General features: G+C 56.1%; 20 protein-coding genes. 16 read left to right on the plus strand and 4 right to left on the minus strand.

Annotated elements, in window-relative coordinates:
• Positions 1 to 79: 79 nt before the first annotated feature.
• On the plus strand, positions 80 to 1,219 hold the full coding sequence (locus K5Y32_RS20000; protein ID WP_222185573.1) for a glycerate kinase: 1,140 nt from the start codon (positions 80 to 82) through the stop codon (positions 1,217 to 1,219).
• A 95-nt stretch (positions 1,220 to 1,314) separates the two neighbouring features.
• Here the strand turns inward: K5Y32_RS20000 and barA are convergent, their stop codons facing one another.
• Entirely contained in the window at positions 1,315 to 4,044 is a 2,730-nt protein-coding gene (gene barA, locus K5Y32_RS20005; RefSeq protein WP_222185574.1) for a two-component sensor histidine kinase BarA, read from the minus strand.
• A 90-nt stretch (positions 4,045 to 4,134) separates the two neighbouring features.
• On the opposite strand from barA, the gene rlmD reads away from it, so the two are divergent.
• The 6 genes from rlmD (at position 4,135) to queE (ending at position 12,693) form a co-directional block, all read left to right on the plus strand.
• Positions 4,135 to 5,451: a 23S rRNA (uracil(1939)-C(5))-methyltransferase RlmD gene (gene rlmD / locus K5Y32_RS20010; protein ID WP_222185575.1), complete on the plus strand. Its 1,317-nt coding sequence runs from the start codon at positions 4,135 to 4,137 to the stop codon at positions 5,449 to 5,451.
• 32 nt (positions 5,452 to 5,483) lie between these two features.
• Positions 5,484 to 7,715: a GTP diphosphokinase gene (gene relA, locus K5Y32_RS20015; RefSeq protein WP_101762592.1), complete on the plus strand. Its 2,232-nt coding sequence runs from the start codon at positions 5,484 to 5,486 to the stop codon at positions 7,713 to 7,715.
• Positions 7,716 to 7,827: 112 nt separating this feature from the next.
• The gene (gene mazG, locus K5Y32_RS20020) at positions 7,828 to 8,619 is read left to right on the plus strand and encodes a nucleoside triphosphate pyrophosphohydrolase (protein ID WP_222185576.1); all 792 of its coding nucleotides are present in this window, start codon (positions 7,828 to 7,830) and stop codon (positions 8,617 to 8,619) included.
• Positions 8,620 to 8,860: 241 nt separating this feature from the next.
• Positions 8,861 to 10,498 carry a glutamine hydrolyzing CTP synthase gene (pyrG, locus tag K5Y32_RS20025; RefSeq protein WP_007891723.1) on the plus strand — a complete coding sequence of 546 codons (1,638 nt, stop codon included), beginning with the start codon at positions 8,861 to 8,863 and terminating at the stop codon, positions 10,496 to 10,498.
• A 75-nt stretch (positions 10,499 to 10,573) separates the two neighbouring features.
• Complete coding sequence (gene eno, locus K5Y32_RS20030) at positions 10,574 to 11,872, plus strand: phosphopyruvate hydratase (protein WP_101762594.1); 1,299 nt, start codon at positions 10,574 to 10,576, stop codon at positions 11,870 to 11,872.
• 149 nt (positions 11,873 to 12,021) lie between these two features.
• A complete protein-coding gene (queE, locus tag K5Y32_RS20035; protein ID WP_110868307.1) occupies positions 12,022 to 12,693 on the plus strand; it encodes a 7-carboxy-7-deazaguanine synthase QueE in 672 nt (223 codons plus the stop codon).
• A 54-nt stretch (positions 12,694 to 12,747) separates the two neighbouring features.
• Here the strand turns inward: queE and queD are convergent, their stop codons facing one another.
• Positions 12,748 to 13,107, minus strand: a complete 360-nt coding sequence (gene queD, locus K5Y32_RS20040; RefSeq protein ID WP_167391191.1) for a 6-carboxytetrahydropterin synthase QueD — start codon at positions 13,105 to 13,107, stop codon at positions 12,748 to 12,750.
• A 297-nt stretch (positions 13,108 to 13,404) separates the two neighbouring features.
• Between queD and cysJ the strand changes: the two genes are divergently transcribed.
• The 3 genes from cysJ to K5Y32_RS20055 are packed head-to-tail and all read left to right on the plus strand — an operon-like array spanning position 13,405 to position 17,662.
• Entirely contained in the window at positions 13,405 to 15,207 is a 1,803-nt protein-coding gene (cysJ, locus tag K5Y32_RS20045; RefSeq protein ID WP_222185577.1) for an NADPH-dependent assimilatory sulfite reductase flavoprotein subunit, read from the plus strand.
• Positions 15,207 to 16,931 (plus strand): assimilatory sulfite reductase (NADPH) hemoprotein subunit, encoded by a 1,725-nt coding sequence (cysI, locus tag K5Y32_RS20050; protein ID WP_222185578.1) that lies wholly within the window; start codon positions 15,207 to 15,209, stop codon positions 16,929 to 16,931. Before cysJ ends, cysI begins: the two co-directional genes overlap by 1 nt.
• Positions 16,928 to 17,662, plus strand: coding sequence for a phosphoadenylyl-sulfate reductase (locus K5Y32_RS20055; RefSeq protein WP_192236506.1), 735 nt, complete (start codon positions 16,928 to 16,930; stop codon positions 17,660 to 17,662). Before cysI ends, K5Y32_RS20055 begins: the two co-directional genes overlap by 4 nt.
• Before the next feature lie 225 nt (positions 17,663 to 17,887).
• On the opposite strand, the gene K5Y32_RS20060 is transcribed toward K5Y32_RS20055, so the two are convergent.
• Together K5Y32_RS20060 and K5Y32_RS20065 are read right to left on the minus strand one after the other, a co-directional pair.
• Complete coding sequence (locus K5Y32_RS20060) at positions 17,888 to 18,172, minus strand: YciI family protein (RefSeq protein ID WP_137386343.1); 285 nt, start codon at positions 18,170 to 18,172, stop codon at positions 17,888 to 17,890.
• A 9-nt stretch (positions 18,173 to 18,181) separates the two neighbouring features.
• Positions 18,182 to 19,204, minus strand: a complete 1,023-nt coding sequence (locus K5Y32_RS20065) for an aminopeptidase (protein ID WP_101762600.1) — start codon at positions 19,202 to 19,204, stop codon at positions 18,182 to 18,184.
• 248 nt (positions 19,205 to 19,452) lie between these two features.
• Here K5Y32_RS20065 and cysG point away from each other — a divergent pair, with 248 nt between their 5' ends.
• From cysG to ftsB, 6 genes are all read left to right on the plus strand, one after another.
• The gene (gene cysG, locus K5Y32_RS20070) at positions 19,453 to 20,868 is read left to right on the plus strand and encodes a siroheme synthase CysG (RefSeq protein WP_222185579.1); all 1,416 of its coding nucleotides are present in this window, start codon (positions 19,453 to 19,455) and stop codon (positions 20,866 to 20,868) included.
• Positions 20,869 to 20,877: 9 nt separating this feature from the next.
• Positions 20,878 to 21,786: a sulfate adenylyltransferase subunit CysD gene (gene cysD / locus K5Y32_RS20075; RefSeq protein ID WP_007893231.1), complete on the plus strand. Its 909-nt coding sequence runs from the start codon at positions 20,878 to 20,880 to the stop codon at positions 21,784 to 21,786.
• 10 nt (positions 21,787 to 21,796) lie between these two features.
• Positions 21,797 to 23,224: a sulfate adenylyltransferase subunit CysN gene (gene cysN / locus K5Y32_RS20080; protein WP_222185580.1), complete on the plus strand. Its 1,428-nt coding sequence runs from the start codon at positions 21,797 to 21,799 to the stop codon at positions 23,222 to 23,224.
• On the plus strand, positions 23,224 to 23,829 hold the full coding sequence (gene cysC / locus K5Y32_RS20085; RefSeq protein WP_008104549.1) for an adenylyl-sulfate kinase: 606 nt from the start codon (positions 23,224 to 23,226) through the stop codon (positions 23,827 to 23,829). Before cysN ends, cysC begins: the two co-directional genes overlap by 1 nt.
• 55 nt (positions 23,830 to 23,884) lie before the next feature.
• Complete coding sequence (locus tag K5Y32_RS20090; protein ID WP_222185581.1) at positions 23,885 to 24,205, plus strand: DUF3561 family protein; 321 nt, start codon at positions 23,885 to 23,887, stop codon at positions 24,203 to 24,205.
• 171 nt (positions 24,206 to 24,376) lie between these two features.
• On the plus strand, positions 24,377 to 24,694 hold the full coding sequence (ftsB, locus tag K5Y32_RS20095; protein WP_101762604.1) for a cell division protein FtsB: 318 nt from the start codon (positions 24,377 to 24,379) through the stop codon (positions 24,692 to 24,694).
• Positions 24,695 to 24,696: the final 2 nt, after the last annotated feature.

The following is a 24,696-nucleotide window of genomic DNA, read 5'->3' on the forward strand; positions in this document are numbered from 1 at the left end:
TCGTCCGGCGTCTACGGATGTCGGGCGGCTCGCTGCCTTCGCAGGACGGATGTCCGTCATCAACCGCGCTGGATTGCCTATGAAAATTGTCATCGCACCGGATTCATATAAAGAGAGTTTATCCGCCCTGGAAGTGGCTTCGGCGATTGAAGCGGGATTCCGCGAGATCTTTCCCGAAGCTGAGTACGTGAAAATACCGGTTGCCGACGGTGGTGAAGGCACGGTTGAAGCGATGGTGGCGGCAACGCAGGGAAACATTGTCCGGCTGACGGTTACTGGACCGCTCGGCAAGCCAGTGGAGGCGTTCTACGGTTTGTCAGGTGATGAGCGAACCGCGTTTATCGAAATGGCGGCGGCCAGCGGGCTGGAGTTAGTGCCTGCTGCACAGCGCGATCCGCTGATTACCACCTCGTTCGGTACCGGCGAGCTGATCAAAGATGCGCTCGATCGCGGTGTCGATCACATCATCATTGGCATTGGCGGCAGCGCCACCAACGATGGCGGTTCCGGCATGATGCAGGCGCTGGGCGCGCAACTGCTGGATGAGCACGGCAAGCAAATCGCCTACGGCGGCGGTGCATTGCCGCAGCTGGCGCGCATTGATATCGAAAAGCTGGATACGCGTATTAAGCAGTGTCGCTTTGAAGTCGCCTGCGATGTCAGTAATCCGCTCACCGGTGATAAGGGCGCTTCGGCGATCTTCGGTCCGCAGAAAGGCGCGACGCCGGAACTGGTGCAGCAGCTGGACAAAGCACTGGAACATTACGCCACCCTGATTCATCGCGATCTGGATATTGATGTTTTACACATTGATGGCGGCGGCGCGGCGGGCGGCATGGGCGCGGCGCTGCATGCGTTTTGTCAGGCCGAGTTACGCAGCGGCATTGAAATTGTCACTGAAGCCTTGGGCCTGGCCGAGCAGGTGAAAGATGCCGATCTGGTGATTACCGGCGAAGGGCGCATTGATAGCCAGAGCATCAACGGCAAGGTGCCGATTGGTGTGGCAAAAGTCGCGAAGCAGTTTAATAAGCCGGTGATTGGCATTGCCGGAAGTTTAACCGCGGATGTCGGCGTGGTGCATCAACACGGGCTGGATGCGGTGTTCAGCGTGCTGTTTAGCATCTGCACGTTGGACGACGCGCTGGCCAACGCGGCGCAGAACGTGCGCCTGACGGCGCGTAATGTGGCGGCGGTGATTAAAGTTGGGAAAGCGTGGTAAGCCTGGTCGCCATGAATGGCGACCCTACAAATGAGCACGCATAATGACGTAGTAGGGTCGGCATTTATGCCGACCTGGTTCATCACCGCACCGCACTAACCCAACGCCAACAACTTTCTTGCCTCTCGCGCCACGTTCGCCATCTCATCACTCAACTCCAGCAGCTCCGGCTCCAGCGCGTCGATATCGCTCTCCTGATGCAAACTCTTCTCCAGCTGCTGGCACAGCTGCTTCAGGCGCGGCACGCCGCTGTAGCTGGCGCTGCCGTGTAGCTTGTGAATAATCTCGCGCAATCCCACCACATCATTACTCGCCATGGCACTCTCCACGCGCTCTTCCACTTCCGGCAAGAAATCCAGCAGCATTTGCAGCAAATCGCGGGCTAAATCGGGTTTATTGGCGGCCTGACGCAGCGCCAGCATCCAGTCCAGTGACGGCGCCACATGCGGCTGTTGCGGCTGTGGCATGACCCGGTTCGGCGCGTAACGCTGCAGCAGCTGGCTCAGTTTGTCCTCATCAATCGGCTTCGCCAGATAGTCATTCATGCCAGCGTTGATGAGCTGCGCACGTTCGCCATCCAGCGCATGCGCAGTAACGGCAACAATCGGTGTGGTGGCGTGCAGCGGCAGGCTGCGGATGATTTCGCTGGCGCGAATGCCATCGATATCCGGCATCTGAATGTCCATCAGAATCACGTCCAGCTTATGCAGGCGTGCCTGGCGAATCGCCTGCTCGGCGTTATCGCAGAGAATGATGTGCTGCACCTGCTCCTCCAGCAGCGCGCCAATCAGTTTCAGGTTGGCGGGATTGTCATCCACCGCCATTACCGTCAGCGGCTGACGTGCGCCGCGCGGCAGCGCATCGCTTTGCCAGTCATGTAAGTCCAGCAGCATCGGCAGCAAGCGCGTCAACGAAACCGGTTTGGCGATACACCCGGCAATGCCGCGCGCCCGTAAGTCATCGGCAAACAGCATCATTTCACTCGGCAGCGCCAGCAGCACCGAGTCGGCACGCGCATGCAGATGCTTAATCAACGCATCCGGCAGCGTCGCAGGATGTGGCTCGGTGACCGGCAAACCCATCAGCAGCAGCGGGAAGTGTGTATCGGGCATCTCATCCAGGCTGGAGAAGTGCTGCACCTGCAGCGGCGTGATGCTCAACATCTCCTGCACCGCTTTCGCCACCGCCGGATGTGGCTCGATATAAGCCAGCGGCGTGGCGCGCAAATCATCCAGCATGCGCGGAATGGCTGGCGCGTTCGGATTGAGATCGAGATGAATATGCACCCAGAAGGTCGAACCCTGATTCGGGCGGCTGTGGAAGGCAATTTCGCCGCCCATTTCGCTCACCAGTTTCTGCGTGATCACTAACCCCAAACCGGTGCCGCCATGACGGCGCGTAATGCTGGCATCGGCCTGACGGAACGCCTGGAACAGCTGTGACTGCTGCTGTTCGGAAATACCGATGCCGGTGTCATGCACCTGAATCTCCAGCTCGACGCGCATGGTGCTGATGCTACGCAGCTCAACGCGCAGATCGATATGACCGTGTTCGGTGAATTTAATCGCGTTACCAATCAGGTTGATCATGATCTGCTGCAGGCGCAGCGGATCGCCAATCACATTGTCCGGCACCTGTTTTTCCAGGCACACGGTAATTTCCAGCCCTTTGTCATGGGCGGACGGCGCCAGCAGCACCAGCGTTTCATCCAGCGTGGCGCGCAGCGGGAACGGGATCGACTCCAGCACCAGCTTGCCGGCTTCCAGTTTCGAGAAATCGAGCACGTCATTAATGATGCTCAGCAGGTTATTCGCCGAACGCTCGATGGTGCTCATGTAGTCGCGCTGGTTGGTGCTCAGCCCGGTTTTTAGCATCTGACGGGTAAAGCCAATTACGCCGTTTAGCGGCGTACGCAGCTCATGCGACATGTTGGCGAGGAACTCCGATTTGATACGCGCCGCTTCCTGCGCGCGCTTCTTCGCCAGATCCAACTCCACGTTCTGAATCTCCAGCTGTTCCAGCGTTTCGCGCAGATCGTAAGTCGCCTGATCGATGTTCTGTTGCATCTCTTCGTGATAGGCGGTGAGCGACATTGCCATCGCGTTGATGCCGTTTTTCAGAATGCTCAGCTCGCCCAGCATGTAGCCATCCACGCGACTGTCTAGCTGGCCGCGACGAATGCGGTCCACGGTGGTAACCATGTTGCGAATCGGGCCGGTGACGTCGCGCATCAGGCGATAGGCAAACAGCATGGCGATGCACAGGCAGAACAGCAGCAGCAGCGTGGCGACAAACACCTCTTTGTACTGCTCCAGCCGCACCGATTGCAGATCCAGCTCGATCGCCACATAACCCAGCGGATTCCCGGCAGGTTTGGCATCTTCGCCCGGCAACTCATCTACCGAATAGCGTTCAGAGATGATCGGCGTGCGCAGAATCATAATCGTGCCTTGCCGCTCCACCGAGACACCATCTTCCAGCGTGGAGATGTCCTCTTTTTGCAGCAGCGCCAGATTCTGATTGTTATTCGAGGTGACGTAGACGTGATTGTTGTTGTCGAAAATGGTGATGGCACGGACAATATTGGAGTGGCGGCGATGTAGCAGACTGACTAACTCGCGAATCGCATCGCGGTTGTGCCACGTCATGCCGTATTCACTGGAGACCGCCAGCGGTTCGATGATGTTCGCTCCCGCATCGTGCACCTGATGCTGTAATTCATTGTAGCGGTGCACCACAAAGAAGGTACTGAGCAGCAGACCAATCATCAGCGTTGGCGCCAGTATCAAAATCATCATTCGCGCCCGCAGGCTGTATTTGGTCATAATTGTGGCCTGGCGACTCCTGGCATTTTTTCCCTGTGCGAGCACGGTTACTGGCTGCACACCCAATTAACGTAGAGATTTCACAATACTATGGCGCAATTTTACTCCGCAAAACAGCGTGTGACGACGAAGGCTCGCATATCCGTCACCATTGAAGACCTCGATCCTTTCGGACAAGGTGTTGCGCGCCATAAAGGCAAGGCGATGTTTGTTAGCGGCGCGCTGCCCGGTGAACAGGCGGAAGTGATGGTGTTTGAGGATAAAAGCAAATACGCGCGCGCCAAAGCCAATAAGATCCTCAATCCCAGCCCACAGCGGGAAAAACCGCGCTGCGTCCATTTTGGGGTGTGCGGCGGCTGCCAGCAGCAACATGCCTCGGTGGCTTTGCAGCATGAGAGTAAAGCGCGCGCATTAAGCCGCATGTTAAGCCGCGAAGCGCCGCTGCCGGTGAAGGTGGATGAGATCATCAGCGGCAGCGCGTGGGGTTATCGTCGCCGGGCACGTTTAGGATTGCAGTGGCAGCCAAAACAGCAGCGTTTGCAAATGGGGTTCCGTCAGGCCGCCAGCAACGATCTGGTTGAACTGAAGCAATGCCCGGTTTTGGTGCCCGAACTTGAAGCGTTGCTGCAGCCGCTGCACCAGTGCCTCAGCGATTTACAGGCGGTTAAACGGTTAGGCCACGTAGAATTGGTGCTGGCGGATAATGGCCCGCTGATGGTGCTGCGTCATCTTGATGCATTATCTGCCGGCGACCGCGCAAAACTGGAACGCTTTTCGCATGAGCAGCAACTGTCGCTCTATCTGGCTGATGGCAGTGAAAGTTTGCAGGCGCTGAATGCGCGCGAACCTTTTTATCACTCGTTGAATTTGCCGCTATCCTTTAGCCCGCAGAATTTTATTCAGGTCAACGATGGTGTGAATCAGCAGATGGTCGCCAAAGCCATTGAATGGCTGGATTTGCAGCCAGAGGATCGTGTGCTGGATTTGTTCTGCGGCATGGGAAACTTTACCTTGCCATTAGGAAAGTTCGTACAAAATGTTGTAGGTGTGGAGGGCGTTGCAGCATTAGTGCAGCAGGCAGCGTATAATGCTGAGCAGACTAATCTCAAGAATGTTCGCTTTTTCCAGCATAACCTGGAGGAAGATGTATCGCGTCAGCCGTGGGCGACGCAGGGATTTAACAAGGTGTTACTGGATCCAGCGCGTGCTGGGGCCGCGGGCGTAATGGCGCATGTGGTTAAACTTGCGCCGCAACGTGTGGTCTATGTTTCCTGTAACCCTACAACGCTGGCGCGTGACAGTCAGACATTGCTGTCAGCGGGCTACCATTTGGAAAGGGTCGCGATGCTGGATATGTTTCCCCATACCAGTCATCTCGAATCCATGGTGCTGTTTAGCAAAGCATAAGCGATGTCCACATCGCTGTGGCAGGAGAGGATATGGTTGCGGTTAGAAGTGCGCATTTAAATACGGCGGGCGAATTTGCCCTCGACCAGTGGATCGCCAGTTTGAGTATCAACAATCCGCAATCCTGTCAGCGACTGGCGGATGCGTGGCGCTACTGTGAAGCCGAAACGCACAACCATCCTGATCAAGCTCTGCTGCTGTGGCGCGGTATTGAGATGGTGGAAATTCTCACCATGCTCAGCATGGACATTGACAGCCTGCGCGCGGCGCTGCTGTTCCCGCTCGCCAACGCCGATGTGGTGAGCGAAGAGGATCTCGAAAAAGCCTTTGGCAAAGAGATTGTGATGTTGGTGCACGGCGTGCGCGACATGGATGCCATTCGCCAGCTGAAAGCGATTCACAACGATTCGATGGCCTCCGAGCAGGTGGATAACGTGCGCCGCATGCTGCTGGCGATGGTGGAAGATTTTCGCTGCGTGGTTATCAAGCTGGCGGAACGTATCGCCCATCTGCGAGAAATGAAAGACGCGCCAGAAGATGAGCGCGTGCTCGCGGCGAAAGAGAGCACCAATATCTACGCGCCGCTGGCCAACCGCTTGGGTATCGGCCAGCTCAAATGGGAGCTGGAAGATTACTGCTTCCGCTATCTGCATCCCGATGAATACAAACGCATTGCTAAGCTGCTGCATGAACGCCGTATTGACCGCGAAGGCTATATTGAAAGCTTCGTTGCCAATCTGCGCGCCGAGATGCAGAAAGAGGGCGTGCGTGCCGAAGTGTATGGCCGTCCGAAACACATCTACAGCATCTGGCGCAAGATGCAGAAGAAGTCGTTAGCGTTCGATGAGCTGTTTGACGTGCGCGCGGTGCGTATCGTGGCGGAACGGCTGCAGGATTGCTACGGCGCGCTTGGTACGGTGCATACGCTGTTTCGCCATCTGCCGAGTGAGTTTGACGACTACGTTGCCAATCCCAAGCCTAACGGCTATCAATCGATTCATACCGTGGTGCTGGGTCCGCAGGGCAAAACGGTGGAAATCCAGATTCGTACGCGCCAGATGCATGAAGATGCCGAGCTGGGCGTCGCCGCACACTGGAAGTACAAAGAAGGTCCAACCTCCAGCAATGCGCGCGGCGCGGCGGGACATGAAGGGCGCATCGCCTGGCTGCGTAAGCTGATTAGCTGGCAGGAAGAGATGGCTGATTCCGGCGAGATGCTGGAAGAGGTGCGCAGCCAGGTATTCGACGACCGCGTGTATGTGTTTACCCCGAAAGGTGACGTAGTCGATCTGCCGGCGGGATCAACGCCGCTCGACTTCGCCTACCACATTCACAGCGATATCGGCCACCGCTGCATTGGCGCCAAAATCAGCGGGCGCATCGTGCCGTTTACCTATCAGTTGCAGATGGGCGATCAGATTGAAGTGATCACCCAGAAACAGCCAAACCCAAGCCGCGACTGGCTGAACCCGAATCTCGGCTATATCACCACCAGCCGCGGACGCTCGAAAATTCATGCCTGGTTCCGCAAACAGGATCGTGACAAAAATATCATTGCTGGCCGTCAGATCCTCGAAAGCGAGCTAAATCAGATGGATATCAGCATGCGCGAAGCGGAAAAACTGCTGCTGCCGCGCTATAACGTCAGTTCGCAGGATGAGCTGCTGGCGATGATTGGCGGCGGCGATATTCGCCTCAATCAGATGGTGAATTTCCTGCAGGGCAAGCTCAACAAGCCGAGCGCCGAAGAGGAAGATCGCGAGGCGCTGCGCCTGCTGACGCAGAAGTCACATGCGCCGTCCGCGCGCAAAGAGAGCGGTCGCGTGGTGGTGGAAGGCGTAGGCAATCTGCTGCACCACATCGCCCGCTGCTGCCAGCCGATTCCAGGCGACGATATCGTGGGCTTTATCACCCAGGGGCGCGGCATTTCGATTCACCGCGCCGACTGCGACCAGTTAACCGAGCTGATTTCGCACGCACCAGAACGTATCGTTGATGCGGTGTGGGGCGAGGATTACTCCAGCGGTTACTCGCTGGTGGTACGCGTTACCGCCAACGATCGTAGCGGCCTGCTACGCGATATCACCACCATTCTGGCTAACGAGAAGGTCAATGTGCTCGGCGTCTCCAGCCGCAGTGACACCAAAAAGCAGCTGGCGACCATTGATATGGATATTGAGATCTATAACCAGCAAGTGCTTGGCCGCGTGCTGGCACGTCTCAATCAGGTGCCGGATATTATCGACGCGCGCCGTTTGCATTGATTCAGAGCCGTTTGTCCCCCATCCCGACCTTCCCCCGTTCGCGGGGGAAGGGGACGCTGCCGTATGTGTAACCGGCGCAGTCTCTGCCAAAATTTTCCCAAAGGATCCTTTTATGACGCCCTTAAATCGCCTGCTCACCATCATGCAAACCTTGCGCGACCCGGAGCGCGGCTGCCCGTGGGATCGTCAGCAAACCTTCGCCTCGATCGCGCCTTATACGCTGGAAGAGACCTACGAAGTGATCGATGCCATCCAGCGTGAAGATTTTGCCGATCTGCGCGGTGAACTTGGCGATCTGCTGTTTCAGGTGGTGTTCTACGCGCAGATGGCCGATGAGCAGCAGCGCTTTAATTTCAATGACATCTGCAACGCCATCAGCGACAAACTTGAGCGCCGTCATCCGCACATTTTTGGCGATGTTCAGGCTGCAACCAGCGAAGAAGTGCTGAAAAACTGGGAAGCCATCAAGCACAGCGAACGCGCAGAAAAATCGCAGCACTCCGCGCTGGACGACATTCCTAAAGCGCTGCCGGCATTGATGCGCGCGCACAAAATTCAGAAGCGTTGCAGCACGGTGGGCTTCGACTGGAATAATATCGGCCCGGTGCTGGATAAAGTGCATGAAGAGATCGATGAAGTGATGCACGAAGCGCAGCAAGCGGTGGTGGATAATGACAAGCTGGAAGAGGAGATCGGTGATTTGCTGTTCGCGACCGTCAATTTGTCGCGCCATTTAGGCAGCAAAGCGGAAGTCGCGTTGCAGAAAGCCAACGATAAATTTGAGCGCCGCTTCCGCGAAGTTGAAGCCATCATCGCCTCACATGGGTTAGCCATGAGCGATGCTACCTTGGATCAAATGGAAGCCGCCTGGCAGCAGGTGAAAGTGAAAGAGAACAAACAGTAAGCGAATCTGGCGATTATTCCAGCGCTGCGCATAAATTCGCCGCTTGAGCTTACTCGATTCAGCCTTGCGGCGACTTTGTGACGTACATCAACATTTCGCACCATGCTATCCGCTATGTTACCGGCTTACCTGTGGAGGACGATGGTGTGATTCATCAATTGTGGCTTAAGACGACTTCAAGTATACTATTTTCCCGTCTTGGTTATTCCACCGTCTTTAAACCTAAACTCTCAGGTTCAGCATGACAACGAATTATATTTTTGTGACCGGCGGGGTCGTTTCCTCTCTGGGCAAAGGCATTGCCGCAGCCTCCCTCGCAGCCATCCTTGAAGCACGTGGTCTGAATGTGACCATCATGAAACTCGATCCGTACATCAACGTCGATCCGGGTACCATGAGCCCAACGCAGCACGGTGAAGTATTTGTTACCGATGATGGGGCCGAAACCGATCTGGATTTAGGTCACTACGAGCGCTTCATCCGCACTAAAATGTCGCGCCGTAACAACTTTACCACCGGTCGTATCTATTCAGAAGTGCTGCGCAAAGAGCGTCGCGGTGACTATCTGGGCGCCACGATTCAGGTTATTCCACACATCACCAACGCCATCAAAGAACGCATTATTGAAGGCGGCGAAGGTCATGACGTGGTTCTGGTCGAGATCGGCGGTACCGTGGGTGATATCGAATCTCTGCCGTTCCTCGAAGCGATTCGCCAGATGGCGGTCGATGTCGGTCGTGAACACACTATGTATATGCACCTGACGCTGGTGCCATATATGGCGGCCGCAGGCGAAGTGAAAACCAAGCCAACCCAGCATTCAGTGAAAGAGCTGCTGTCGATCGGGATTCAGCCAGACGTGCTGATCTGCCGTTCTGACCGCGCGGTGCCGGCGAATGAACGCGCTAAAATCGCGCTGTTCTGTAACGTGCCAGAAAAAGCGGTTATTTCCCTGAAAGATGTGGATTCCATCTACAAGATTCCAGGCATGCTGAAATCGCAAGGTCTGGATGATTACATCTGCAAGCGTTTCAATCTGAACGCGCCGGAAGCGAACCTGGCCGAATGGGAACAGGTTATTTACGAAGAAGCCAATCCGGGCGGCGAAGTGACCATCGGTATGGTCGGCAAATATGTCGAACTGCCGGATGCGTATAAGTCAGTGATTGAGGCCTTGAAACACGGTGGCCTGAAAAATCGCGTTACCGTGAATATCAAATTGATCGACTCGCAGGATGTTGAAACGCGCGGTGTCGAATTACTGAAAGATCTGGATGCTATTCTGATCCCTGGCGGCTTCGGCTACCGCGGTGTGGAAGGCAAAATGATGACGGCGCAATACGCCCGTGAGAACAACGTGCCTTACCTGGGAATTTGCCTGGGCATGCAGGTTGCGCTGATGGAATTCGCCCGCAACGTTGCCGGTATGGAAGGCGCGAACTCTACGGAATTTGTGCCAGACTGTAAGTATCCGGTGGTTGCGCTTATCACCGAATGGCGTGACGAAGAGGGCAACGTTGAACAGCGTACTGAGCAGAGCGATCTGGGCGGCACCATGCGTCTGGGCAGCCAGCAGTGCCAGTTGACGCCGGAAAGCAAAGTGCGTCAGTTGTACGGTTCTGAAATCATTACCGAACGCCACCGTCATCGTTACGAAGTAAACAATATGTTGCTGAAGCCGATTGAAGCGGCGGGTCTGCATATTGCCGGTCGTTCTGGCGACGATCAGCTGGTTGAGATCATTGAGATCCCGAACCACCCGTGGTTTGTTGCCTGTCAGTTCCACCCGGAATTCACGTCGACACCACGCGATGGTCATCCGCTGTTCGCTGGCTTTGTGAAAGCCGCGCAGGAACACCAGAAGCGTTTAGCGAAGTAAGTTTCACGAACAACGCGCGAACTTTTCGCGCGTTGTTTGTCTTAGGATTGACTAACTTGTACTGAGGAAAATCGAATGTCCAAAATCGTAAAAGTCATCGGTCGCGAAATCATCGACTCCCGTGGCAACCCAACTGTAGAAGCAGAAGTGCATCTGGAAGGCGGTTTCGTTGGTCTGGCTGCTGCGCCATCAGGTGCATCAACCGGTTCTCGTGAAGCTCTGGAGCTGCGTGACGGTGACAAATCTCGTTTCCTGGGCAAAGGCGTAACCAAAGCGGTTGCGGCTGTTAACGGTCCAATCGCTAACGCTGTAACCGGTAAAGATGCCAAAGACCAGGCGAACATCGATAAGATCATGATCGAGCTGGACGGTACTGAGAACAAATCTAACTTCGGTGCTAACGCCATTCTGGCGGTTTCACTGGCTGCTGCTAAAGCTGCTGCTGCCTCTAAAGGCCTGCCGCTGTACGCACACATCGCTGAACTGAACGGCACCCCAGGCAAATACTCTATGCCGCTGCCAATGATGAACATCATCAACGGTGGTGAGCACGCCGACAACAACGTCGACATCCAGGAATTTATGATTCAGCCAGTTGGCGCGCCAACCCTGAAAGAAGCGATTCGCATGGGTTCTGAAGTCTTCCATCACCTAGCGAAAGTGCTGAAGTCTAAAGGCATGAGCACTGCAGTTGGTGACGAAGGTGGCTACGCGCCAAACCTGGGTTCTAACGCCGAAGCGCTGGCTGTTATCGCTGAAGCGGTAAAAGCAGCAGGCTACGAATTGGGCAAAGACATCACCCTGGCGATGGACTGCGCGGCATCTGAATTCTACAAAGACGGCAAATATGTGCTGGCTGGCGAAGGCAACAAAGCCTTCTCTTCAGAAGAGTTCACCCACTTCCTGGAAGACCTGACCAAACAATACCCAATCGTTTCTATCGAAGATGGTCTGGATGAATCTGACTGGACTGGTTTCGCCTACCAGACCAAAGTGCTGGGCGACAAAATCCAGCTGGTGGGTGACGATCTGTTCGTAACTAACACCAAGATCCTGAAAGAAGGTATCGATAAAGGCATCGCTAACTCCATCCTGATCAAATTCAACCAGATCGGTTCACTGACCGAAACTCTGGCTGCAATCAAGATGGCGAAAGATGCTGGTTACACCGCGGTGATTTCACACCGTTCAGGTGAAACCGAAGATGCAACCATCGCTGACCTGGCGGTAGGTACGGCGGCTGGCCAGATCAAAACCGGTTCTATGAGCCGTTCTGACCGTGTTGCTAAGTACAACCAGCTGATTCGTATCGAAGAAGCGCTAGGCAGCAAAGCACCGTTCAACGGTCTGAAAGAAGTTAAAGGCCAGGCTTAATCGCCTGAGTATGCTGCCTGCGGGCAGCATCGTCTGAATGAAGCCCCGCCTTGTGCGGGGCTTTTGCTTTTATTTGGCACGAAGCAGCTGTTACTCAGCGCAGAAGATCTGCCATAATCTGCGCCTCGAATTTTAGACGTGAGTAAATAATGTTCTACCCGATTAACGAAATGTTCCAGACGCTGCAGGGCGAAGGTTTTTACACCGGTGTTCCGGCGCTGTTCATCCGCTTACAAGGATGTCCGGTGGGCTGTAGCTGGTGTGATACCAAACATACCTGGGAAAAGCGGGCGGATCGGGAGACCTCGCTGGGTGATATTCTGGTCAAAACCGTGGAAAGCGATGCGTGGGGCAGCGCCGATGCGGCCATGTTGATCGACACCATCCAACGTCAGGGCTGGACCGCACGTCATGTGGTGATCACCGGCGGCGAACCGGCGATTTTTGATCTGCGCCCTTTGACGGAACAATTAGAAGCGGCGGGTTTTGCCTGCCAGATCGAAACCAGCGGCACGCACGACGTGCAGTGTTCCGACGCAACATGGGTGACGGTTTCACCCAAGGTGAACATGCGCGGTGGCTATGATGTTTTACCGCAGGCACTGCAGCGTGCAGATGAGATTAAACATCCGGTGGCGCGTGAACGTGATGTGGAAGCGTTAGATGCGTTGCTGGCAGGATTACACGACGATAAAAAGCGCATTGTGGCACTGCAACCGATCAGCCGTGGTGATGCAGCAACTAAACTCTGTATTGAAACCTGTATCGCCCGCAACTGGCGTCTTTCGATGCAGACGCACAAATATCTGAATATCGCCTGAGTTCTAAGGTCGCCATGCATGGCGACCTCACTCACGGTTACGGCTTCACTGACCTCAACCGCGATAAACGCAGCCGGCGGTGCAGGTCTCTTTAATCATTACCGCACTCAATTCCGGCAGAATCGGCTTCATCTGATCCCAAATCCATTTCGCCAGCACTTCACTGGTAGGATTCTCCAGACCCGGAATGTCATTCAGATAGTGATGATCGAGGCGTTCATACAGCGGCTTAAACTTCGCCTTCAGTTCGGCAAAATCCATCACCCAACCGGTATGCGCATCCACTTCGCCGGTAATTTCTAATCGCACCAGGAATGAATGGCCGTGCAAACGCCCACATTTATGGCCTTCCGGCACGTGAGGTAAGCGGTGGGCAGATTCAAACTGGAACTCTTTAAATAACGTGGTAGACATAATGGCTCTCAGACTTAAAAACCGCTGAAGTCTACCTGAATTGCAGATTTTTCGCACCCGCTGGCAACGAAAAGGGCATTTTGCGCCATCCCGCAAGCAAAACGCCTAATTAACTCATTGAATCATATCGCCTTCATTTACCACTTTTGCTGGTTAACTTTACCCGAAAAACCACTTAGTCATTTTGGTTATTTAATATGTCGAAGGCGTATTTAATCGTTAATATACAGCCCGGTAACCTACGCACTCTTTCGCAACATATTGATCCGGACTTCTGACACTGGAATTTTTAACGCAATGACGACTCAGGCACCAGGTTCACTGCTACCGTTATCACCGGAGCAACTCGCGCGCTTACAGGCGGCGACCACGGATTTCAACACCACTCAGATGGCCTGGCTCTCCGGCTATTTCTGGGGCATGGTCAATCAGACGCCGGGTGCGGCTGCCGCGCCAGCGCCTGTGCAGGCAGAAACCCCGACCATCACGCTGATCTCCGCCTCGCAGACCGGTAACGCGCGTCGCCTGGCTGAGCAACTGCGTGATGACCTGCTGGCTGCCAAGCTGAGCGTCAATCTGGTTAACGCCGGCGATTATAAATTCAAGCAGATCGGTCAGGAAAAGCTGCTGGTGGTGGTGACTTCCACCCAAGGCGAGGGCGAGCCGCCGGAAGAGGCCGTGGCGCTGCATAAATTCCTGCTGTCGAAGAAAGCGCCGAAGTTTGCAGGCACAGCGTTTGCGGTGTTCGGTCTCGGCGATACCTCTTATGAGTTTTTCAGCAAAGCCGGTAAAGACTTCGATGAACGTCTGGCTGAGCTGGGTGCAGAACGTCTGCTGGATCGTGTGGATGCCGATGTTGAATACAAAGAGCAGGCGAACGCCTGGCGTCAGCAGATCACCGAGATTCTGAAAGCGCGTGTGCCGAGCGAATCGCCAGCACAGGCCGCCATCACCGCGGCGGGCAGCGTTAACCTGGTCGACAGCAGCCCGTACACCAAAGAAGAGCCGCTGGTGGCCAGCCTGGCGGCCAACCAGAAGATCACCGGACGCGATTCGGATAAAGATGTGCGTCACATTGAGATCGATCTTGGCGATTCTGGCCTGCGCTACCAGCCGGGCGACGCACTCGGCGTGTGGTTTGAAAACGATGACGAGCTGGTGCAGGAACTGCTGCAGCTGGTGTGGCTGAAAGGTGACGAGCAGGTAGACGTGCAGGGCAAAACCCTGCCGCTGGCCGAGGCGCTGAAAACCCATTTCGAACTGACGGTCAACACGCCACAAATCGTCGAACAGTATGCGGCGCTGTCCCGTAATGACGCGCTGCTGGCGCTGGCCGGTGACAAGCCGAAGCTGCAGAGTTATGCGCAGAGCTTCCCGATTGTCGATATGGTGCGTCAGGCACCGACCGAACTGAATGCCGAACAATTAACCGGCCTGCTGCGTCCGCTGACGCCGCGCCTCTACTCCATCGCCTCATCGCAGGCGGAGAACGAAACCGAAGTGCACATCACCGTAGGTGCGGTGCGCTTTGAAATCGACGGTCGTCAGCGCGGCGGCGGTGCTTCAACCTGGTTGGCGGATCGTATTGAGGAAGAAGGCGAAATTCGCGTCTTCATCGAGCACAACGATAACTTCCGTTTACCGGCTAACCCGGAAACGCCAGTGATCATGATTGGTCCGGGCACCGGCATCGCGCCGTTCCGCGCCTTTATGCAGCAGCGCGATAACGATGGCGCAGGCGGTAAAAACTGGCTGTTCTTCGGTAACCCGCATTTCACCGATGATTTCCTCTATCAGGTGGAGTGGCAGAAGTATGTCAAAGATGGCCTGCTGACCCATATTGATCTGGCATGGTCGCGAGATCAGGCTGAGAAGGTTTACGTACAAGATAAAATCCGCGCCAAAGGTGCGGAGGTGTGGAGCTGGTTACAGGAAGGCGCGCACCTTTACGTCTGCGGCGACGCCAATCGTATGGCGAAAGACGTTGAGCAGGCATTACTGGATGTGGTGGTCGAACACGGCGGCATGGATCGTGAAACGGCTGACGAATTTTTAAGTGAGCTGCGCATTGAGCGCCGTTATCAGCGAGACGTTTACTAATGAGCGAAAAACATCCTGGACCGCTGGTCGTTGAAGGCAAGCTGGTCGACGCTGAGCGTCTGAAAAAACAGAGCAACTACCTGCGCGGCACCATCCTCGACGATCTCGACGATGGCCTGACCGGCGGCTTCACCGGCGACAATTTCCTGCTGATCCGTTTCCACGGTATGTACCAGCAGGATGACCGCGATATTCGTGCCGAGCGTGCAGCGCAGAAACTCGAACCGCGCCACGCCATGATGCTGCGCTGCCGTCTGCCGGGCGGCATCATCACGCCAACGCAGTGGCTGGCGATTGATAAATTCGCCACCGATAAAACCATTTACGGCAGCATCCGTTTGACCAACCGTCAGACTTTCCAGTTTCACGGCATTCTGAAGAAGAACGTCAAGCCGACGCACCAGATGCTGCACGAAGTCGGGCTGGATGCGCTGGCGACCGCCAACGACGTTAACCGTAACGTGCTGTGCACCTCGAACCCGGTGGAATCAGAGCTGCATCAGGAAGCCTACGAGTGGGCGAAAAAGCTGTCAGAGCATCTGCTGCCGCAAACCCGTGCTTACGCGGAAATCTGGTGGGATAAAGAGAAGGTTGCGACCACCGATAAAGAGCCGATTCTTGGCGAAACCTATCTGCCGCGTAAATTCAAAACCACGGTTGTGGTACCGCCGCATAACGATGTCGATCTGCACGCCAATGACCTGAACTTCATCGCCATCGCCGAGCAGGGCAAGCTGATTGGCTTTAACCTGCTGGTGGGCGGTGGTTTGTCGATCGATCACGGTAACAAAGCGACTTATGCGCGCACCGCAAGCGAATTCGGCTTTCTGCCGGTCGAGAAGATCCTCGACGTGGCGGCCGCAGTGGTCACCACGCAGCGCGACTGGGGTAATCGTACCGATCGTAAAAATGCCAAGACCAAATACACACTGGAACGCGTCGGCGTTGAAACCTTCAAAGCGGAGGTGGAAAAGCGTGCCGGTCTGACCTTCGAACCGATTCGTCCATATGCGTTCACCTCGCGCGGCGATCGCGTTGGCTGGGTGAAAGGCATCGATAAGAAATGGCACCTGACGCTGTTCATCGAGAACGGCCGTCTGCTGGATTATCCTGGCCGTCCGCTGAAGCGCGGCATCGCCGAAATTGCCAAAATCCATCAGGGCGATTTCCGTCTGACTGCTAACCAGAACCTGATTGTGGCTGGCGTGCCGGAGAAGCAAAAAGCGCAGATCGAAGCCATCGCCCGTGAACACGGATTGATGGAAGCGGTCACGCCGCAGCGTGAGAACTCGATGGCGTGTGTGGCGTTCCCGACCTGTCCGCTGGCGATGGCCGAAGCCGAGCGCTTCCTGCCGTCGTTCGTGACCAAAGTGGAAGAGATCATGCACAAGCATGGCGTCGGCGAAGAGCACATAGTGTTACGCGTTACCGGTTGCCCAAATGGTTGTGGCCGTGCTTTGCTGGCGGAGTTGGGTCTGGTGGGCAAAGCGCCGGGCCGTTACAACTTACACATTGGCGGCAACCGCGAAGGTACGCGCATTCCACGCATGTACCGCGAGAACATCAACGAAGGCGAAATCCTCGCCAGCATTGATGAGCTGGTGGCGCGCTGGGCAACCGAGCGTCACGCTAACGAAGGCTTCGGCGACTTCGTGATTCGCACCGGCATCATTAAAGCCGTGGTTGATCCCGCCCGTGATTTCTGGGACTCGGAGGCAGTATGACGGTACTCGATCTCGCAGCACTGAATGGTTCATCAAAAGTTGACCGCATCATGGCGCTGGCTGAAAGCAACGTGCAGCTGGAGAAACTCTCCGCTGAACAACGTGTGGGCTGGGCATTAGAACAGCTGCCAGGCGCATTTGTGCTGTCATCCAGCTTTGGGATTCAGGCAGCGGTTTTGCTGCATATGGTGACGCAGCAGAAGCCGGACATTCCGGTGATCCTGACCGATACCGGTTATCTGTTCCCGGAAACTTACCGCTTTATTGATGAGCTGACCGACAAGCTCAATCTCAACCTGCAAATCTTCAGTGCGGAGACCTCAGCGGCATGGCAGGAAGCGCGTTACGGCAAACTGTGGGAGCAGGGCGTCGAAGGGATTGAGCAGTATAACCAGATCAACAAAGTGGAACCGATGAACCGCGCGCTGGAAACACTGGGCGCGCAAACCTGGTTTGCTGGCCTGCGCCGCGATCAGTCTGGCAGTCGCGCCAGTTTGCCGGTGCTGGCGGTGCAGCGCGGCGTGTTCAAGATTCTGCCGATCATTGATTGGGATAACCGTCAGGTGCATCAGTATCTGACCCAACATGGATTGAAATATCATCCGCTGTGGGATGAAGGTTATCTGTCAGTGGGCGATACGCATACCACCAAAAAGTGGGAACCGGGCATGGCAGAGGAAGAGACACGCTTCTTCGGCCTGAAGCGCGAGTGCGGGTTGCATGAAGGTTGATTGGTAGGTGCTCGTTGTCCCCCATCCTTGGTTTGTGCTCGCATTCCCCCTCCTCGGTTGGTGCTTGCTGTCCCCCTCCTCGGTCCTCCCCCATAAATGGGGGAGGAAGATGCTGCCATATGTGAGTTCTGAAGCTGCATGTGGCAGCATCTCCTTCCCCCGCTAGCGGGGGAAGGCCGGGATGGGGGACAGCCAGCACAATCGAGTAGAGGACTGCCAGCACAATCAAACCCCCTGCAACCCCGCAAACTCTTCCGCCGCACGCGTCACATTCACTTTCGTCACTTCATAATGCGCCACCGCCACAAACGGATCTTCCGCCAGGATGGTATCTAATCGCGCACGATCAATATCCTTCACCAACAGCACGCCGCCGGTGCGCGGATCTTTGCGTCCCGCCGCAATAAACACGCCGTTAGCGAAATAGCGATCCAGCCAGCTAATGTGCGGTTCCAGTAACGCTTCCACTTCTTCTACCGGACGAAAATAGTCTAGATATACCACGTACATAGGGAATCCTCAGGTTGTCGGATTAGCAAGCTCGGTCAGCAGCGGCAGCAGAATCTTCACGCTGTCATGCGTGCGCTGGGTGATGCGGCCAGGCAGCCAGTGATCGAGGTAGTTGAGGTTATCGCGCTCGGTTTGATGGCGCACATTGCCTTCCGGGAAGTGGCTGGAACGCGCGCGCTGCTGCTGCCCATCTTTGTTGCCCAGCGTCCAGTTGGCGGCGGTGACATCCATCAGTGGCATGCCGGCTTTGTCGAACGGATTGACGCCGGGATAATCGCGTGCGGTCATCGCGTGGCTGGCGGCGGAGATACCGTAACGGTGCGCCAACTGCACGGCACGCGCGCTGGTCTGTTTGCGCACTGCCGCTGGCGTATTCATGCCGCTGTTAAAGTAGAGATGATCGCCGACAATCAGGCTATTCAGATCGATCACCAGCAGCGTGTTCTTCTTCTCCTGCGCGCTCATGCGCGCCAGATAATCATCCATGCCGTGCAAACCCGCTTCACCGGCGCTCAGCGCCACAAAGCGCACGCCGTAGTGCAGCGGCGTTTTGCTTAGCGCCTGCGCCAGCTCCAGCATCACGCCAAGCCCGGAGGCATTGTCATCCACGCCCTGCAAACGCAGGCCGCCGAGATTGTTATCGGCTTCGTGGCGGCTGAGCGGCGTCCAGGTATCCAGATGCGTAACGATCAGGATCTCCTGCGGCACTTCACCGGCCCGCGCGGCAATCACCGACGTGGCCGTAACTTTGTGGGTGCGGCTCTCACCCTTTTTCTCCAGCCAGCTATAGCTGGTTTTAAACTGGCGGGTATTACTCTGATATCCCAGCTGGCTGAACTGCTGTTGCAGATAATCGGCAGTCAGCAACTCGGCGGGACTGCCGCTCATGCGGCCGGGGAAATAGGTGGCGATATGGCGAAGCTGCTGTTCGGCAAAATGTCCTGGCGTGTTGTTGCTCGCAGCCTGAACAAAGAAAGGCAAACCGCCCGCGAGCAGTGCAGCCAGCACAGTGCGGCGGAGAGTGGCAAACATAGTTAGCGTCCTTTTCTGACATCCGGTCATGCTAAAAAAATTCCGACTTAGTATGAAACTGTGACGAAACTTGCACAATTTGATTTGCTCCGAAACACCAGCAATATCATTTGTTAAGCACAAAATGTTATCAGCAATCCTGGGTCGTTATTCCATTCGGTAACTACTCATTCCAATTCGTAATTTCATCTGCTGGAAGGGCGGGACGTATAGTCGCGTTAACTTATTGTAAAACTAGCAAGGTTAACGTGGATTATCTGCCTCTCTTTGCCGATCTCAAAAGCCGTCCGGTGCTGGTTGTCGGCGGTGGCGACATCGCGGCGCGCAAAATTGAACTGCTGCGGCGTGCCGGTGCGCGCGTGCTGGTCGCCGCGCGCGAACTCGGTCATGAGCTGCAGGCGCTGCTGGAAATTGAGGCGATTGAATGGATCGCTGAACGCTTTGATCCGGCGCAGCTGGATGGCGTGTTCCTCGTGATTGCCGCTACCGATGACAACGCGCTTAACGCGCAGGTGTTCGATGCCGCCAATGCGCGCCACAAGCTGGTGAACGTGGTGGACGATCAGCCGAAGTGCAGCTTTATCTTCCCGTCGATTGTCGATCGTTCACCGCTGGTGGTGGCGATCTCCTCCAGTGGCACCGCGCCGGTGTTAGCGCGTCTGCTGCGTGAAAAAATTGAAGCGTTACTGCCGGCCAATCTCGGACAGATGGCGGAAGTGGCTGGGCAGTGGCGCGACAAGGTGAAGCAGCGCTATCACCGCATGTCTGACCGCCGTCGCTTCTGGGAGCGCGCCTTTAACGGTTTGTTCGCCAGCCAGATGGCGGCGGGTAACGTCCATGAAGCGCGGCGTACGCTGGATCACGAACTGGAAAACGATAGCGACAATCAGGGCGAAATCACGCTAGTAGGCGCCGGCCCGGGCGACAGCGGTTTGCTGACGCTGCGTGGCTTGCAGGTGATGCAGCTGGCCGATGTGGTGTTGTATGACCATCTGGTCAGCGACGAAGTGCTTGAGCTGGTGCGTCGCGATGCCGACCGCATCTGCGTCGGCAAACGCGCCGGTGCGCATTCGGTGCCGCAGGAAGAGACCAATAAGATGCTGGTGACGCTGGCGCAACAGGGTAAACGCGTGGTGCGTCTGAAAGGCGGCGATCCGTTTATTTTTGGTCGCGGCGGCGAAGAGCTGCAGGCGGCGCAGGCCGCGGGCATTCCGTTCCAGGTGGTGCCGGGCATCACCGCTGCGGCGGGCGCAACCGCCTATGCCGGTATTCCGCTGACCCATCGCGACCACGCGCAGAGCGTGCTGTTTATTACCGGTCACTGTCGCGCGGATGGCGACGGCATTGATTGGCCGTCGCTGGCGCGCGCACGTCAAACCTTAGCGATTTATATGGGCACGGTGAAAGCGGCGGAAATCGCTGCCGGGCTTATCGAACATGGCCGCGCCGCCTCCACACCGGTGGCGGTGATTGGGCGCGGCACGCGTCAGGATCAGCAGGTGCTGACCGGCACATTGGATCAACTGGAGGCGCTGGCTGCGGCCGCGCCCACGCCAGCACTGTTAGTGATTGGCGAAGTCGTAAATTTGCACGGGCAATTGGCCTGGTTCCAACATTCGGCACAGCAGGGGGCTCGCGAGTCCGCCGTTGTCAATTTGGCTTGAGGAAAAATTATGGACCAAAATCGACTTACTCATCTGCGCCAGCTGGAGGCAGAGAGTATCCATATCATCCGCGAGGTGGCGGCCGAGTTCAGCAATCCGGTGATGATGTACTCCATCGGTAAAGACTCCTCGGTAATGCTGCATCTGGCGCGTAAAGCCTTCTATCCGGGCACGCTGCCGTTTCCGCTGCTGCATGTTGATACCGGCTGGAAATTCCGTGAAATGTACGAGTTCCGCGATCGCACCGTGAAAGCGATGGGCGCGGAGCTGCTGGTGCATCGCAACCCGGAAGGCGTGGCGATGGGCATCAACCCATTCGTGCACGGCAGCGCCAAGCACACCGACATCATGAAAACCGAAGGCCTGAAGCAGGCGCTGAACAAATACGGTTTTGATGCGGCATTTGGCGGCGCACGTCGTGATGAAGAGAAGTCGCGCGCGAAAGAGCGTATCTACTCCTTCCGCGATCGCTTCCACCGCTGGGACCCGAAAAACCAGCGTCCTGAGCTGTGGCACAACTATAACGGCCAGATCAACAAAGGCGAAAGCATCCGCGTGTTTCCGCTCTCCAACTGGACCGAGCTGGATATCTGGCAGTACATCTTCCTCGAGAATATCGAGATCGTGCCGCTCTACCTCGCCGCGCCGCGTCCGGTGCTGGAGCGTGATGGCATGCTGATGATGATCGATGACGACCGTATCGATCTGCAGCCAGGTGAAGTGATCAAGCAGCGCATGGTGCGTTTCCGTACGCTCGGCTGCTGGCCGCTGACCGGCGCGGTGGAATCCGAGGCGCAGACGCTGCCGGAAATTATTGAAGAGATGCTGGTCTCCACCACCAGTGAACGCCAGGGACGCGTGATTGACCGCGACCAGGCCGGTTCGATGGAAATGAAGAAACGTCAGGGTTATTTCTAAGGAGACGCAGATGAATACCGTTATTGCACAACAGATTGCCGATCAGGGCGGCGTAGAAGCCTGGCTGACCGCGCAACAACATAAAAGCCTGCTGCGTTTCCTGACCTGCGGTAGCGTCGACGACGGCAAAAGTACGCTGATTGGTCGCCTGCTGCACGACACGCGTCAAATTTATGAAGACCAGCTCTCCTCGCTGCACAACGACAGCAAACGTCACGGGACGCAGGGTGAGAAGCTGGATCTCGCGTTACTGGTTGATGGCTTGCAGGCCGAGCGCGAGCAGGGCATCACCATTGATGTGGCGTATCGCTATTTCTCCACTGAGAAGCGCAAATTTATTATTGCCGACACGCCGGGACACGAGCAGTACACCCGCAACATGGCGACCGGTGCATCGACCTGCGATTTGGCGATCCTGCTGATCGATGCGCGTAAAGGCGTGCTGGATCAGACGCGTCGTCACAGTTTTATCTCCACGCTGCTGGGCATCAAGCATCTGGTGGTCGCCATCAACAAGATGGATCTGGTGGAGTACAAGCAAGAGACCTTCGAGCAGATCAAACAGGATTACCTCGATTTCGCCGCGCAGCTGCCGGAAGACCTTGATATTCGCTTTGTGCCGATGTCGGCGCTGGAAGGCGATAACGTGGCAACGCCCAGCGTCACCATGCCGTGGTACAGCGGCCCAACGCTGCTCGACGTATTAGAAACCGTTGAACTGAACCGCGTGGTGGATCATCAGCCAATGCGTTTCCCGGTGCAGTATGTGAACCGTCCTAACCTCGATTTCCGTGGTTATGCCGGTACGCTGGCTTCGGGTGTGGTCAACGTCGGTCAGCGCGTGAAAGTACTGCCATCGGGCGTGGAATCGACCATCTCGCGCATCGTCACCTTCGATGGCGACCTGCCTGAAGCGGGTGCCGGTGAAGCGATTACGCTGGTGCTGAAAGATGAGATCGACATCAGTCGTGGCGATCTGCTGGTGGATGCAGAAGCCGATCTGCAAGCGGTGCAATCCGCCACCGTTGACGTGGTGTGGATGGCGGAACAGCCGCTGCAGCCTGGGCAAAGTTACGAAGTGAAGATCGCCGGTAAGAAAACCCGCGCGCGCGTTGAGAAAGTGATCCATCAGGTGGAGATCAACTCGCTGGAGAAGCGCACCGTGGACAGTCTGCCGCTTAACGGCATTGGCCTGGTCGAACTGACCTTTGACGAACCGATGGTGCTGGACGCGTATCGCCAGAATCCGGTGACCGGCGGCATGATCTTTATCGATCGTCTGAGCAACGTGACGGTTGGCGCGGGCATGATTAATCAGCCGCTGACCGATGTGCGTACGCAAGCGGGCCAGTTCAGCGATTTCGAGCTGGAGCTGAACGCGCTGGTGCGTCGTCACTTCCCACACTGGAACGCGCGCGATCTGCTGGGTGGCAAGTAATGGCGCAACACGATGAAAACGTGGTGTGGCACGATCATCCGGTAACGCGCGAGGAGCGCGAACAGCAGCACGGCCATCAAGGCGTGGTGCTGTGGTTCACCGGGCTTTCCGGGTCCGGGAAATCCACCGTGGCCGGCGCGCTGGAGCAGGCGCTGCATCGGGCCGGTGTGAACACCTATCTGCTGGATGGCGACAATGTGCGTCACGGTTTGTGCCGTGACCTCGGCTTCAGCGATGACGATCGTAAAGAGAACATTCGTCGCGTCGGCGAAGTGGCGAAACTGATGGTCGATGCCGGTTTAGTAGTGCTGACCGCATTTATCTCGCCACATCGCGCGGAACGCAACATGGTGCGCGATCTGCTGGCTGAAGGGCAGTTTATCGAAGTGTTTGTCGATACGCCGTTGGCCGTGTGCGAAGCGCGCGATCCCAAAGGTTTATACAAAAAAGCTCGTGCCGGTGAGCTGCGCAATTTCACCGGTATCGATAGCGTTTACGAGGCGCCAGACGCCCCGGAAATCCACCTTGATGGCGAACAATTGGTTACAAAACTCGCCGGCCAATTGTTAGACCTGCTGCGTCACCGCGATATCATCAGATCCTGAACCGACAGCGGCAAATCCCTTTGGGTTTGCCGCGCTTAGCGTCAACAGGATCTCTATGCAGAACGTAACGCCCATGCTAGCCCGTAAAGATGAACGCACCCCGGATGAGTCTCGCTCATCACTGCCGGGCGGCGTGTTTGGCTTTCTCTCGTACTGGTGCGCACTGGCGATTCCGTTCATGCTCTACGGCTCCAACACGCTGTTCTTCTTCCTCTACACCTGGCCATTCTTCCTCGCGCTGCTGCCGGTTTCGGTACTGATTGGTATCGTGCTCAGCCTGATGATCCGCACTCACTTATTCTTGAGCGGGATCGCCACGGCGATTGTGGTGGTGTGCTTGTTCTGGCTGCTGTTCTCATTTCTCTCCGGTTGGTAACGCCCAGCTGATGTGCAAACGCATCGGCAGGTTACAAAACTTTACCTGCCGTCTCGCCTCCCACTCTGGCATTATTTGCACGGCTAAACGCCCGTGCGCGGCATTTTCGCCGTCGCAGTGGAGTCCAGCGTCAAGTTATGGGATGATTGGGCCGTTTTTCAGGGGGCGGGGATGGGAAAACTGACGTTACTGCTACTCGTGCTGCTGGGATGGCTTCAATATTCCCTGTGGCTGGGTAAGAACGGTATTCATGACTATACGCGCGTCAACGAAGACGTCGCGACACAACAGGCGAATAACGCCAAGCTTAAAGCGCGTAACGATCAGCTATTCGCCGAAATTGACGATCTCAATGGCGGCTCTGAAGCGATCGAAGAACGCGCACGTAATGAACTGGGCATGATTAAGCCCGGTGAGACTTTCTATCGTCTGGTGCCAGACCAGAACAAACGTAACGCGCAACAAGCTGCGCAAAATCAACAACGATAAGC

The organism is Pantoea sp. DY-15, from assembly GCF_019795935.1.
Lineage (GTDB): Bacteria > Pseudomonadota > Gammaproteobacteria > Enterobacterales > Enterobacteriaceae > Pantoea > Pantoea leporis.